11 protein-coding genes are annotated in these 13,135 nt (G+C 62.6%); all 11 read left to right on the forward strand.

Features of this window, described 5'->3' with window-relative positions:
* The first annotated feature begins 11 nt into the window (after nt 1-11).
* Nucleotides 12-1,562 carry an ABC transporter substrate-binding protein gene (locus EX00_RS17220; RefSeq protein WP_047460105.1) on the forward strand — a complete coding sequence of 517 codons (1,551 nt, stop codon included), beginning with the start codon at nt 12-14 and terminating at the stop codon, nt 1,560-1,562.
* A gap of 117 nt (nt 1,563-1,679) precedes the next feature.
* A complete protein-coding gene (locus EX00_RS17225; RefSeq protein WP_047460511.1) occupies nt 1,680-2,627 on the forward strand; it encodes an ABC transporter permease in 948 nt (315 codons plus the stop codon).
* Nucleotides 2,620-3,450, forward strand: coding sequence for an ABC transporter permease (locus EX00_RS17230; protein WP_047460108.1), 831 nt, complete (start codon nt 2,620-2,622; stop codon nt 3,448-3,450). The genes EX00_RS17225 and EX00_RS17230 overlap by 8 nt, the downstream gene beginning before the upstream one ends.
* A 1-nt stretch (nt 3,451) precedes the next feature.
* Nucleotides 3,452-5,089, forward strand: coding sequence for a dipeptide ABC transporter ATP-binding protein (locus EX00_RS17235; RefSeq protein WP_047460111.1), 1,638 nt, complete (start codon nt 3,452-3,454; stop codon nt 5,087-5,089).
* A 23-nt stretch (nt 5,090-5,112) separates the two neighbouring features.
* A complete protein-coding gene (locus EX00_RS17240) occupies nt 5,113-6,333 on the forward strand; it encodes a M20 family metallopeptidase (protein WP_047460113.1) in 1,221 nt (406 codons plus the stop codon).
* Between the two features lie 6 nt (nt 6,334-6,339).
* A complete protein-coding gene (locus EX00_RS17245; protein WP_047460116.1) occupies nt 6,340-7,461 on the forward strand; it encodes a M24 family metallopeptidase in 1,122 nt (373 codons plus the stop codon).
* A 357-nt stretch (nt 7,462-7,818) separates the two neighbouring features.
* Nucleotides 7,819-8,037 (forward strand): hypothetical protein, encoded by a 219-nt coding sequence (locus tag EX00_RS17250; protein ID WP_047460118.1) that lies wholly within the window; start codon nt 7,819-7,821, stop codon nt 8,035-8,037.
* Between the two features lie 73 nt (nt 8,038-8,110).
* Nucleotides 8,111-9,871: an ABC transporter permease gene (locus tag EX00_RS17255; RefSeq protein ID WP_047460121.1), complete on the forward strand. Its 1,761-nt coding sequence runs from the start codon at nt 8,111-8,113 to the stop codon at nt 9,869-9,871.
* Between the two features lie 23 nt (nt 9,872-9,894).
* Nucleotides 9,895-11,226, forward strand: coding sequence for an ABC transporter ATP-binding protein (locus EX00_RS17260; RefSeq protein WP_047460123.1), 1,332 nt, complete (start codon nt 9,895-9,897; stop codon nt 11,224-11,226).
* Nucleotides 11,227-11,351: 125 nt separating this feature from the next.
* On the forward strand, nt 11,352-12,416 hold the full coding sequence (locus EX00_RS17265) for a sensor histidine kinase (RefSeq protein WP_047460125.1): 1,065 nt from the start codon (nt 11,352-11,354) through the stop codon (nt 12,414-12,416).
* 2 nt (nt 12,417-12,418) lie between these two features.
* Nucleotides 12,419-13,027 (forward strand): response regulator transcription factor, encoded by a 609-nt coding sequence (locus EX00_RS17270; protein ID WP_202903729.1) that lies wholly within the window; start codon nt 12,419-12,421, stop codon nt 13,025-13,027.
* Nucleotides 13,028-13,135 lie beyond the last annotated feature (108 nt).

Consider the following 13,135-nt stretch of genomic DNA (forward strand, 5'->3'; position numbering starts at 1 on the left):
GGGAACACCAGATGCTGAAGTTGAACCGACGTCATTTTCTGGCCGGAACGGCAGCGCTCCTGACAGCGCCATCCTTCGGCCTTGCCCAGACCGCCACACCGGCAAAGGGCGGGATATTGCGGATCTCCGTCGACCAGGCGGCGAGCGTAATCCATCCGCTTCTGACCCGCGTCAATCCCGAATACATGGTCACCGAACTCCTCTACAGCAATCTGACGCGGCTGAAGGTCGACATGACCATCGAGCCGGACCTTGCCGAATCCTGGAGCGCCAACGACGCGCTCACCGAATGGACATTCAAGCTTCGCGCCGGCGTGAAATTTCATGACGGCTCGCCCTTCACCGCCACCGACGTCGTCGAGACCTTCAAGGCGATCCTCAATCCCAGCAACGCTTCGCCGGCGCGCAACAATGTCGGCCCGATCGCCGAGGTCACGGCCGCCGATCCCCTGACCGCCGTCTTCAAGCTCTCCGGTCCCTATGCCGACTTCCCGGTCGCCATGGCCTATACGGTGGCCCGCATCATCCCCGCTGCAATCGCCACCGGCGATTTCAAGAAGCTGTCGACAACGGCGAATGGCACCGGCCCCTTCAAGCTCGTGTCCTATGAACCCGACCGCCTGATCGTCGTCGAACGCAATCCGGACTATTACGATCCGAAGCGCCCGTATCTCGACCGCGTGGAAATTCAGGTCTTCCCGGATACATCGGCGCAAACCTCGGCACTTCTGGCCGGCGACATCGATGTCATCTCCACCGTCCAGCCCACCGAATATCTGCGCATGAAGGACGCCCGGGGCGTCAACGCATTGCGCATCCCGTCGGGCCAGTTCTGCAACATCAACTTCGGCTGCGACACCAAGCCATTCAACGATCCCCGCGTCCGGCGCGCCCTGGCGCTGACCGTCGACCGGCAGGCCATGGTCGATTTCGTCACCGAAGGCTTTGGAACGCCGGGCAACGACACGCCGCTGAACTCTTCCTACCACTTCTATACGGACCTGCCGCTGCGCCAGGCCAATATCGAGGAAGCAAAGAAGCTGCTCACCGAAGCGGGCTATCCCGACGGCTTCGAAGCCACCTTGATCGCCTCGGACAAGCCGAGCCAGCGGACACAGCTTGCCGTGGCGCTGCGCGAGATGGCCAAGGAAGCCGGCATCAGGATCAACGTCCAGACCATGCCGCATGCCACCTATCTGGATCAGGTCTGGAAGAAGGGCAGCTTCTATGTCGGCTTCTACAACATGCAGCCGACGGCCGACGCCATCTTCAAGCTTCTCTACACCTCCGACGCGGCCTGGAACGAGACCCGCTGGAACAACGCGGCCTTCGACAAGGTCGTCAACGAAGCGCGCGGGATCACCGACGAGGCCAAGCGCAAGGCGCTCTATGCGGAAGCACAGAAGCTGATGAACGAGGAAGTGCCCTCAATCATTCCTGTCTTCTTCGACGTCCTGGCCGCCAAGCGTGACTGGGTCTCGGGCTTCGAGGTCCATCCGCGCGCATCCGTCTTCCGCCTCGATTACACCGCCCTGACCGATAAGGCGCCGAAGCGGAGCTGATCTCGCTTAAGCTCGAAGCCGATATAGGCGTTGCGCGTCGTTTTCCGCCGCGCAACGCAGCTCAAAGGCCGGCCGTACAATCCACAGCCGGTCACAGCAACGCCAGAGAACAAGCCCTTGTCACCGCACTATCTGATCAAGCGACTATTGATGATCGTCTACACGCTTTTCGTCGTGTCGCTCGTCGTCTTCGCCATTACCCAGGTCCTGCCGGCCGATGCCGCCGTGATGATGCTGGGGGAAAACGCCACCGCCCAGGCGCTGGACGCCCTGCGCCAACAGATGGGCCTCAACGACCCCGTGTGGCTGCAGTATCTGCACTGGCTGGGTGGCGTCCTGCATGGCGATTTCGGCCATTCGCTGCGCACCGGCCAGCCCATCGGTCCCGTGATGTTCGAAGCCTTGGGGCGGTCCCTGCTGCTTGCCTGCCTGTCGATCGGCCTGATGCTGGTGCTGGCCATTCCGCTCGGTGTTATCGCCGCGATGCGGCGCGGCCGCCTGACCGACATGCTCGTCAGCCTCGTGTCCTATGCGGGCGTTTCGCTGCCCGAATTCGTGACGGCGACGGTCGCGGTGCTGGTCGTCTCCGACTGGCTGAAATGGCTGCCTGCGACCGGCTACGTGCCGCTCACCGAGAATTTTCTCGACGGCCTCGCGCATCTGGCACTGCCGGTCTGCGTCATCTCCATCATCCTCATCGCCCACGTCTCGCGCATGGTGCGCTCGGAACTCGTCGATGTCTTACATACCGACTACATCCGCGCGGCGCGGCTGAAGGGCCTTTCGGGCTCACGCGTTCTGTTCGGCCATGCCCTTCGCAATGCGCTGCTGCCAACCATCACCGTCGTTGCGCTCGATGTCGGCTATCTGCTCGGCGGCATCATCGTCGTCGAAGAAATCTTCGCCATTCCCGGCATCGGGCGGCAGCTGATCGTCGCCATCCAGACGCGCGACCTGCCCTCCATCCAGGCCGGCGTCCTGCTCATGGCGGCCACCTATTCCATCGTCAATTTCGCAGCCGACCTTCTCTATGCCTGGCTCGACAAGAGGATCCAATATGGTTGATCTTCTCAAGCGGCTGTTGCGTACGCCGCAGGGCGCCACTGGCCTGATCCTCATTATTCTGGTGTTCATCATCGTCGCATTTGGCCCGTGGCTCGCCCCCCGCGATCCGGAAGCCATGTCGATCCTTGCCCGCTACAAGGGACCGAGCATGACCTTCCTGCTCGGGACGGATCAATATGGCCGCGATATTCTGAGCCGGCTACTGATCGGCGCCCGCGCAACGGTGATTACCGCAGTCGTCGCCACGCTGGCCGGAACCTTTGCCGGCGCAATCATCGGCACGGTGTCGGCCTATCTTGGAGGTCGCGCCGATGAGATGATCATGCGAACGATCGATGCCATCATGTCGATCCCGAACCTTCTCTTCGCGCTTCTGATCGTCAATCTGCTCGGCTCCGGCAGCGTCAACGCGCTGGTGGCTGTCGCCGTCGCCTTTGCGCCCGGCATGGCACGCATTACCCGCAGCGTCGCCCTTTCCATCCGCAAGCAGGACTATGTCAGTGCCGCCATCGCTCGCGGCGAAAGCTCGTCCTACATCATCCTGCGCGAAATGCTGCCAAACGTCATCGCTCCGATCATCGTCGAGACGACCATCCGCATTTCTTTCGCGGTCATGCTGTTCGCGACGCTGAGCTTCCTCGGGTTGGGCGCACAACCGCCAGCGACCGAATGGGGACTGATGATCTCCGAAGCACGTCAGTACATGCATATCAGCGCCGGCATCCTGATCTGGCCGAGCCTGGCGATCGCGATCGTCGCCGTCGGCTTCAACCTGCTCGGCGATGGCCTGCGCGATGCCCTCAATCCACGCACGGGAGGATGAGATGAGCGAACCCGTACAAAACAGTGTTCTCCAGATCCGCAACTATTCGCTCGACTATCTGACAGTGAATGGTGTCTGCCACGCATTGAAGAATATCGACCTGGAGATCGGTGCCGGCGAAATTCTCGGTCTTGTCGGCGAATCCGGTTCCGGAAAAACGTCACTCGCCTGGTCGATCATGCGCTACCTGCCGGATAATGCCCGCGAAGTCGGCGGCGCCATCAGGCTGCAGGGCGAAGACCTCGCGGCGAAATCGCCGGCCGAAATCGGCCGCATGCGCGGCAAGCAGATCAGCATGGTGTTCCAGGATCCCGGCACCTCGCTCAATCCCACTCTGTCGCTCGGCACCCAGCTGACGGAGGCGTTGAGGCGCCATCGCGGCCTGACGAAAAGGCAGGCATGGAGCGAAGGCGAAGCGATGCTTGCCCGCGTCGGCCTGAAGAGCCCGGCGCAGATGATGCAACGCATGCCGCATGAGGCATCGGGCGGCGAGAAGCAGCGCGTCGTCATCGCGACGGCCTTTGCCTGCAATCCGCAATGCATCATCTTCGACGAGCCGACGACGGCGCTTGATGTGATCACCTCACGGCAGATCCTCGACCTGTTTCTCGATCTTCAGGCGGAAACCGGCGTCGCCTCGCTCTATATCTCGCACGATCTGGCGCTGCTGTCCCGGACGGCCAAGCGCGTGGCGGTCATGCGGCGCGGCGAGATCGTCGAGCAAGGCGCCATCGACGATATCTTCAAAGCACCGCACCAGGATTACACGAGAGAGCTGCTTGCCGCCGTGCCGCGACCAGCCAACCGGCTGGTCGAGACGCGCCCGTCCTATCAGGCCCAACCGCTGATGGAGGTCGAGAATGTCAGTGTGCACTACGGCCGCAAGCCGTTTCTCTCGGCGCTGACGGGCCGCGCCTTCAAGCGCTTCACCGGCAATCGCGCCATCAGCCTCACTGTGCAGCCAGGCGAAATCCTCGGCATCGTCGGGGAATCCGGCTCCGGCAAGTCGACGCTCGCCAAGGCGATGACCGGGCTCAACCCTTTCGAAGGAAGGATGACCTTCGCCGGGCGGACGATCACCGGACTTGCCGACATGGACCGGAGCTATCGCAAGGATGTCCAGCTGATCTTCCAGCACCCCGACGCCTCGCTCAATCCCCGGCAGAAGATCCATGAAATCCTGGCGCGGCCATTGAAGCTCTATGGCGCGGGTCAAGGCGGTTCCCTGTCGCAGCAGATCGGCGATCTTCTGGAACAGGTTCGCCTGCCGCGCACTCATGCCGACCGCTATCCGCATCAGCTCTCGGGCGGGGAGAAGCAGCGCGTCGCCATCGCAAGGGCTTTCGCTTCGAAACCGAAGCTCGTCATCTGCGACGAGATCACCTCGGCACTGGATGTTTCCGTGCAGGCCTCGATCGTGCAGCTGCTGCTGGAACTGCATCGCAAGCACGGTACGGCCTTTCTCTTCATCACCCACGACCTCAACCTCGTCCGCCAGATCGCCCATCGCATCGCCGTGATGTACCGCGGCGACCTTGTCGAGGTCGTACCATCAGACGAAATCGCCAGCCCTGACCGCGCCGACTATACCCGCCAGCTGATCGCGGCGGTTCCGGCGCTCGCAAGCACATCCTTCTAGAATTGCAGAGCAAGGAGCATACAATGGACCCGAAATCGCTCGTCGGCACAATCGACGAGAAGAGCTGCCTCGACTTCCTGTCGAACATGGTACGCCAGAAGAGCCATTCCCAGACCGACGGCGAGCGCGAACTTGCCCGCATCATGGCCCGCGAGATGGCGGCGATCGGCCTCCAGTCCGAACTGCTGCCTTTCGAGGACGGTCAGCGCTTCAATGCCATCGGGCGCCTGAAGGGATCCGGCGGCGGCAAGAGCCTGCTGTTCAACGGCCATCTCGACACCAATCCGGTCACCGAAGGCTGGACCGTCGACCCTTGGGGCGGCCTCGTCGATGACAAGTTCATCTACGGCATCGGCGTTTCCAACATGAAGGCGGGCGATGCGGCCTATTTCTGCGCCGTCAAGACGCTGCTCAATGCCGGCGTCAAGCTCAAGGGCGATGTCATCCTGACCTATGTGGTCGGCGAACTGCAGGGCGGCGTCGGCACGCTCGCGGCGATCCGCAGCGGCGTCAAGGCTGACTATTTCATCAATAGCGAGCCGAGCGACCTTGCCGCCGTGACGATGCATGCCGCAGCACTGAGCTTCGTCATCGAGCTTACCGGCGACACCCGCCACCTCTCCAAGCGCGAACAATCCGTCGATGCCATCGCCGCCGCCTGCGACATCATCCCGCGCATCAATGCCATGACATTCAGCGGCGCGAAGAGTGAAGTGCATCGCTCCATCAATCGCGGCCATGTCGGCGTCGTCCATGGCGCGCTTGGACGCGACCTTGAGGAATGGCGGCCGCCGCAGGTCTCCGACTTCGTCCGCATCCGGGGCTCGGCCCGCTACGCGCCTGGCCAGACGCAGGAAGGCGTCCTCGCCGATCTCGCCGGCGAACTCGTCGAACTCGAAAACCGTTTTCCGGGGCTGAAGGCCAAGCTGGTCCCCGAGATGATCGAGGGCCGCCCGCTGATGCCGCCTTTCGAGGTATCACCGACCTCGCGCATCGTCACATCGATCAATGCAGCCTACGAGGCCGTGCGCGGCGAGAAGCAGCCGACCGGTGCGATCACGCCGACCCGCTTTTACGGAACGGATGCCGGGCATCTCTATCACGAGCTTGGCATGGAGGGCATCGTCTGCGGCCCGGGCGGGCGTTACAACACCATGCCGGACGAGCGCGTCGATATTGTCGACTATCTCGACATGATCCGCGTCTACATGCTCACCATTCTCGACATCTGCGAGATCGCCTGAGGCCGCATGTTCCCTCGTGACGAATATGACTGGCGGATTGCGAAGGCACATGCCGCCATGGACGCAGCCGCCGTCGATCTCCTTCTGATCGACAGCGGCGAGCTCTTAGCATGGCTGACGGGCTACACCGTTTCCGAAACCATGTACCGCGCCGCCCTGCTGCCGAGGCACGGGGCGCCGTGGTTTGTCCTGCGCGAACTCGACGAAGCGCCCTGCCGGGAAAAGACCTGGATCGCCGATGTCATCGGCTTTGCCGATATCGACGATCCCCATCAGGCCGTGGCGGACAGCATCTGCTCCCACGGCTTCACTGACGCCCGCATCGGCGCTGATATCAATGCCTATAGCTTCAGCGCCCATACAGCCGCCCGGCTCAAGGCATGCCTGCCGCGGGCGGAATTCATCGCCCTTCCCGGTATCAGCGACAGCTTGCGCTGGATAAAATCGCCGCGTGAAATCGCGGTTCTGGCGGATGCGGCAGCCATCGCCGACAAGGCCATGCGGGCCATAACAGAGACAATCCGCCCGGGCATGTCGAGCCGCGATGCGGCAGCCATCGCAGCGCCGACCTTCCTGCGGGAGGGCGCCGATACGGGCGAGACCGGACCGATCGTCAAGGCGAGCGGCAGTCACGAGTTCCTCCATGGCGCGCTCAAGAATGAACTGTTGAGCGAAGGAGACATACTGCACGTCGAGCTGATCCCGCGCATCGGCGGCTACGGCGCGCGTCTGATGCGGCCGATCGTCATCGGCGAGCCCGCTTCCCGGCTCCGCGATGCAGCGTCCCGCATCGTCACGTTGCAGGACGAACAGATTGCGGCCATGAAGCCCGGCGCCATCGCGCGGGATGTGGACGCCATCGTCCGCAATAGCCTCGTCGCGGAGGGCTGGCGGCCCATCTATAACAACGTCACGGCCTATACGCTTGGCCTCTATACGCGCACCCCGCGCACCAGCGACTTTTCCCGCGTATTCCTGCCAACAGAGAACTGGCCGCTGGAACAGGGAATGGTCTTCCATGTCTATGCCAGCGCCTGCGGCCTTGGCTTTAGCGAAACAGTCGTGGTGACACCCGAGGGCGGCAAGAGGCTGACATCGACTGCCCGGCAGCTCTTGATCTCCGGCTAGTCGCCTGATCGCTGCGGCGGCTCTTGCCCCCCGATTGGCCTGATCACCGGGGCAAACATCATCCGCCTATACCAAGGTATAATCGCGGTGCACCAACGCCTGATTGACCGTTCATCCCCTCCATGACATCACGGCCATGCCCCACGACACAGTGCGCGGGGTTACCGAAACAACAGATCAAGAAGCCAATGGACAGCTACCCTAGTCGCTGTCCGGTTGCGGTATCAGGCCGTGGCCGGATGGTCATCGCAACAACCTGGACTGCCACCGGCGCAATCGGCCGGGCGAGCGTCGGTCGGGCCTAGCCTGTCCGGTTCGCCGCCCGGACCCGCCATCGGCGGACCGAGGAGGTGAACCATGAACAACATCGTTCTTTTTCGCGGACGCACGTCCGCATCCAAATTTCCAACGCCCCGGCTGCTGCCCGTCAATTCCGGACAGCCGCGCCCGGTCCTTGTTGCCGTCTGGCACACCAACCCCGTGAGCGGAAAGCTGGAGTGCCGCTGGACCATGCAGGCCCAGGCGCCCCTCGACGAGGACGGCAGTCGTCGCAGGGATAATCATCGGGCGGCGTAGCGCCCGCAGCGCCCGCCATCACGTCACGCGGGCCTGTCGCCGGCACTCTCCAATTCTTCCATGAGGTTATCACATGGTCTTTCTTTCCAATGATCGCCGGGGGCACAGCGCCGTTGCTGAACTGGCACGGACCCGCATCCTGCCGAATGGCTACGATCTCGCCGCCTTCGCCTTCGTCGCGGCACTCGCTGTACTCGCTCTGCATGGGGCCGCCGAAATGCGGGCGCCGCTGGACGGGTTGGCAAACGCTCCAATCTCGCTCGACCCCGCGCGGCTGCCGGAATACGCCTTGCGCACGACGCTGCGGATGTTCGCGGCAATCGGGGCCTCGCTCATCTTCACCTTCGTCTTCGCAACGCTGGCCGCCAAAAGCCGGCGGGCGGAGATGATCATCATTCCGGCCCTCGATATCCTGCAATCCGTGCCGGTGCTCGGCTTTCTCACCTTTACCGTCACCTTCTTCATGGGGATTTTCCCGGGAAGCCAGCTTGGCGCCGAATGTGCGTCGGTCTTCGCGATATTCACCAGTCAGGCCTGGAACATGGCCTTTTCCTTCTATCAGTCATTGCGAACAGTGCCCCGCGATCTCGACGAAGTGAGCCGTGGCTTCGGTCTCTCCGCCTGGCAGCGGTTCTGGCGGCTGGAAGCGCCTTTTTCGGCGCCCGGGCTGATCTGGAACACGATGATGTCGATGTCCGGCGGCTGGTTCTTCGTCGTCGCCTCCGAAGCGATCACCGTCGGCAATACCACGGTGCAGCTACCGGGCCTCGGCTCCTGGCTTGCGGTTGCCATCGACAAGCAGGATTTTGCAGCGGTGAGCTGGGCAGTCCTCGCCATGGGCGTCGTCATCGTCCTCTACGACCAGCTCCTGTTCCGACCGATCGTCGCCTGGGCAGACAAGTTTCGTTTCGAACAGACGGCCGGTCAGGAGAAGCCCCGCTCATGGGTCTATTCGCTGATCCAGCGCACGCGCTTGCTGAAATTCCTGTTGGGACCGCTCGCCGGGGCATGGGGCAGGCTGATGCTCGTTCGGTTGCCAGCCATTTCCCTCAAGGCGCCGGTCGCCGGGCGTGGCAATGCCACGGCGACACGGTTGCTCGATTATGCCTGGTTCGCCTTGATTGCGGGTGTCGGCATCTGGGGTATCTGGACCGCGTTTGCCTTCGTGAGCGAGACGCTCACATGGAGCGACGCATGGGAAGCTTTCCAGGGTGGTCTAGTCACATTGCTGCGCGTGCTCGTGCTGATTGCTGTAGCGTCCGTGATCTGGGTGCCGATCGGCGTCTGGATCGGGCTTAGGCCGGCCGTTGCCGAGCGTGTTCAGCCGGTGGCGCAGTTCCTCGCGGCCTTCCCCGCCAATGTGTTGTTTCCCTTCGCGGTCATTGCCATCGTCGCCACCGGAGCGAGCCCGAACATCTGGTTGTCGCCACTAATGGTGCTCGGTACGCAATGGTACATTCTCTTCAACGTGATCGCCGGTGCCAGCGCCTTTCCGACGGATTTGAAGGAAGCCTGCTCCGTCTACCAGCTCCGGTCATGGACCTGGTGGCGCCGTGCCATCCTGCCGGGGATCTTTCCCTACTACGTCACCGGAGCGCTCACTGCATCGGGCGGCTCATGGAATGCCAGCATCGTCGCAGAAGTGGTGAGCTGGGGCCACACCAAGCTCGAAGCCTTCGGCCTCGGCTCCTACATCGCCAAGGCCACGGAGGCCGGCGACTACCCGCGCGTCATCCTCGGCATCGCGGTCATGTCGCTCTTCGTCACCCTTTTGAACCGAACCTTGTGGCGACCGCTCTACGTGTTCGCCGAACGCCGCCTGCGTCTCAACTAACCATTCCAGTCGGAGTAACCATCATGGAAAACACCATACTCACGAAGAAGGCAGGAATTGCCGAAAACGCCCCGCTGGTATCGGCCAAGCAGGTCTGCCAGATCTACGACAAGGGCGCATCCGGTTCGCTGGTCGTGCTGGACAATGTCGATCTGGAGCTTCGTTCCGCCGAGATCGTCGGACTGCTTGGACGATCCGGCTCCGGCAAGTCGACGTTGCTGCGGGCAATCGCCGGCCTGATCCGGCCAAGCAAGGGCGAAGTCACCTTCGAAGGCAAACGGGTGACCGGTCCCAATTCGGGCGTCTCCGTTGTCTTTCAGAGCTTCGCGCTCTTCCCCTGGCTCTCCGTCCTTCAGAACGTCGAATTGGGCCTCGAAGCCCAGGGCATCGCACCGGCCGAGCGGCGCAAGCGGGCGCTTGCCGCCATCGACCTTATCGGTCTCGATGGCTTCGAAAGCGCCTATCCCAAGGAACTGTCGGGTGGCATGCGCCAGCGCGTTGGCCTTGCACGCGCCCTCGTCGTTCGCCCGAAGGTGCTGTTGATGGACGAGCCTTTCTCGGCGCTCGACGTGCTGACGGCGGAGACGCTGCGCACCGATCTTCTTGATCTGTGGTGCGAAGGCCGGATGCCGATCGAATCCATCCTGATGGTGACCCACAACATCGAAGAGGCCGTGCTGATGTGCGACCGCATCCTGATCTTCGGGTCGAACCCCGGCCGCGTCATCGCCGAAATTCGCGTCGACCTACCGCAGCCGCGCAACCGTCTCGACCCCACTTTCCGGATGCTGGTCGAGGATATCTACGCAAGGATGACCGCCAAAACCGGCACTACGACACGCGACGGGCTCTTCCCAGGCACGGGGATCGCCATGGCCCTGCCACGGGTATCGACCAACCTGATGTCCGGCCTGATCGAAACGGTTGCGGCCGAACCTTACCGGGGACAGGCGGACCTGCCGCCGCTTGCCGCGCATCTGCATCTCGGCATCGACGATCTTTTCCCGGTCGCGGAAACACTGCAACTGCTGCGCTTTGTCGATCTGGAAGCCGGGGATATCCGGCTGACGGCACCGGGCCTGCGCTTCTTCGACAGCGATGTCGATGAACGCAAGCGCCTGTTCGAGCAGCATCTCGCCACCTATGTGCCGCTTGCCGCCCATATCCGCCGCGTCCTCGACGAGCGGCCGACGCATCGCGCGCCGGCCCGGCGTTTTCGCGACGAACTCGAGGACTACATGTCGGAGGATTATGCCGATACCACGCTGAAAGCCGTGACGAACTGGGCTCGTTATGCCGAATACTTCGCTTATGACGAGAATGCCGATCTGTTCACACTCGAAAACCCGAGTTAAGGACCACGCTTGGTCATGGCCGACCATTGGCCCGCCGCAATGGTCGGCATTGCCGATAAGCCTCCAATCGTGCACCCTGCCAGCGCATGTGCGGCGGCGGATTCGTGTGGGAAGGGCAAAGCAATATGAGGCGCGAGGTCCTGCGATATCTGGTCGAGGCGCCCTTGATGTGGCTGGGTATTGCGCTGCTCGCCGCGCTGATCTTCGTTGCCGACACGGTGACCAATCTGGAGATCGCCTTCGCGGTGCTCTATGTCTCGGTGATCCTCATCTCCGTGCGCTCCGGCCGGCCCGGGGCCGTCATGGTCGTGGGGCTCACCTGTACGGTCCTCACCATAGTCAGCTATTGTCTGACACGGCATGGAGATTCCCAATCCGGAACGGTGAACGGGGCCATAAGCCTGCTTGCCATCGGCGCGACCACCTATCTGGCGATCAGGATCGAGGCGACCGAGGCAAAAGCAAGACAGGCGCAATCCGAGCTCGCGCGGATGTCGCGCATCATGACCATGGGCGAACTCAGCACCTCCATCGCCCATGAGGTCAGCCAGCCGATCACCGCGATCGTGGCCAATGGCAACGCGGCGCTGCGTTGGTTGTCGGCAGCGCCTCCGAACCAGGAGGAGGCACGGCGCGCGCTCGACAGGATCGTCATGGATGCCGGCCGCGCCGGCGAGGTGATCGGTCGCGTCCGCAGCCTCGTTGCGCGAACATCTCCATCGCGCGACAGTATCGACATGGCCGAGACCATCGCGGAGGCGCTGGCGCTCGTGCGTGGCGAGATCCGCGAAAACCATATCCTACTGCGCACCGAACTCGCCAACGATCTACCATCCGTGACGGGCGACCGGGTTCAGCTCCAGCAGGTGATCCTAAATTTCGTCATCAATGCCATCGAGGCGATGGCGGGCACAGACGCGGAGAAGCGCGAGCTGCTGGTCAGCGCCGCGACCGGCGACAGGAAGATAACGGTCAGTGTGCGCGACACCGGCACGGGCGTCCCAACGGCCGCTTCCGACAGGATGTTCGAAGCCTTCTTCACGACCAAACCGACGGGAATGGGGATGGGGCTGGCGATCAGCCGGTCGATCGTCGAGGCACATGGTGGCAAGGTCTATACCGCGCCCAACTTCCCGCATGGCGCGGTGTTCGGCTTCATGCTGCCATCGAATACCGGAGTGAGAGGATGATGATGCCGGAGCAGAAGCCGAGTGTTTATGTCATCGATGACGATCCCTCTGTCCGGGACGGGCTGGACAGCCTCCTGCGCTCGGTCGGCTATGACGTCGGCAGCTTCGCATCGCCACGGGATTTCCTGGCCCACCGACGATCCAACGGTCCTTCCTGCCTTGTCCTCGACGTCAGGATGCCGGATGCAAGCGGCCTTGATTTCCAGGATGAATTGGCAAGGAGCAGCAATCCCCTGCCCATCATATTCCTGACCGGCCACGGCGATGTGCCGATGTCGGTCAGGGCGATGAAGGCCGGCGCGGTGGAGTTTCTGCTGAAACCCTTTCGGGAGCAGGATCTTCTCGACGCCATTCGGCAAGCTTTGGAAAAAGATCGTGTCCGGCTTCACCAGGACGCTACCGCTGCTGATCTTCGGGAGCGCTTTGCGACGCTCACGACGCGCGAGCGTGAGGTGATGGCGCTTGTCGCCCGTGGACGCCTCAACAAGCAGATCGCAGCGGAACTCGGCCTCAGCGAAATCACCGTGAAGGTTCATCGCGGCCAGGCGATGCGCAAGATGCAGGCTGGCTCCGTCGCCGACCTCATCAGGATGGCAGATGCACTCGGATAGTCCGCAATGCCGGAGAAGTCGATCAGTTCAACGTCGTCAAGGCACGATCGAAACCGTGCCTTGATGATATGCTTCGGGCCGCCGGCTACATTGGTCACGGCGGATGAT

It is taken from the genome of Martinezella rhizogenes (assembly GCF_000799715.1).
Classification (GTDB): Bacteria; Pseudomonadota; Alphaproteobacteria; order Rhizobiales; family Rhizobiaceae; genus Rhizobium; species Rhizobium rhizogenes_C.

What these genes read in the sequence shown, in the direction of transcription:
- EX00_RS17265 (WP_047460125.1), top strand. Translation starts at nt 11,352, where the DNA reads ATGAGGCGCGAGGTCCTGCGATATCTGGTCGAGGCGCCCTTGATGTGG.
- EX00_RS17260 (WP_047460123.1), top strand. Translation starts at nt 9,895, where the DNA reads ATGGAAAACACCATACTCACGAAGAAGGCAGGAATTGCCGAAAACGCC.
- EX00_RS17240 (WP_047460113.1), top strand. Translation starts at nt 5,113, where the DNA reads ATGGACCCGAAATCGCTCGTCGGCACAATCGACGAGAAGAGCTGCCTC.
- EX00_RS17250 (WP_047460118.1), top strand. Translation starts at nt 7,819, where the DNA reads ATGAACAACATCGTTCTTTTTCGCGGACGCACGTCCGCATCCAAATTT.
- EX00_RS17245 (WP_047460116.1), top strand. Translation starts at nt 6,340, where the DNA reads ATGTTCCCTCGTGACGAATATGACTGGCGGATTGCGAAGGCACATGCC.
- EX00_RS17235 (WP_047460111.1), top strand. Translation starts at nt 3,452, where the DNA reads ATGAGCGAACCCGTACAAAACAGTGTTCTCCAGATCCGCAACTATTCG.
- EX00_RS17255 (WP_047460121.1), top strand. Translation starts at nt 8,111, where the DNA reads ATGGTCTTTCTTTCCAATGATCGCCGGGGGCACAGCGCCGTTGCTGAA.
- EX00_RS17270 (WP_202903729.1), top strand. Translation starts at nt 12,419, where the DNA reads ATGCCGGAGCAGAAGCCGAGTGTTTATGTCATCGATGACGATCCCTCT.
- EX00_RS17220 (WP_047460105.1), top strand. Translation starts at nt 12, where the DNA reads ATGCTGAAGTTGAACCGACGTCATTTTCTGGCCGGAACGGCAGCGCTC.
- EX00_RS17230 (WP_047460108.1), top strand. Translation starts at nt 2,620, where the DNA reads ATGGTTGATCTTCTCAAGCGGCTGTTGCGTACGCCGCAGGGCGCCACT.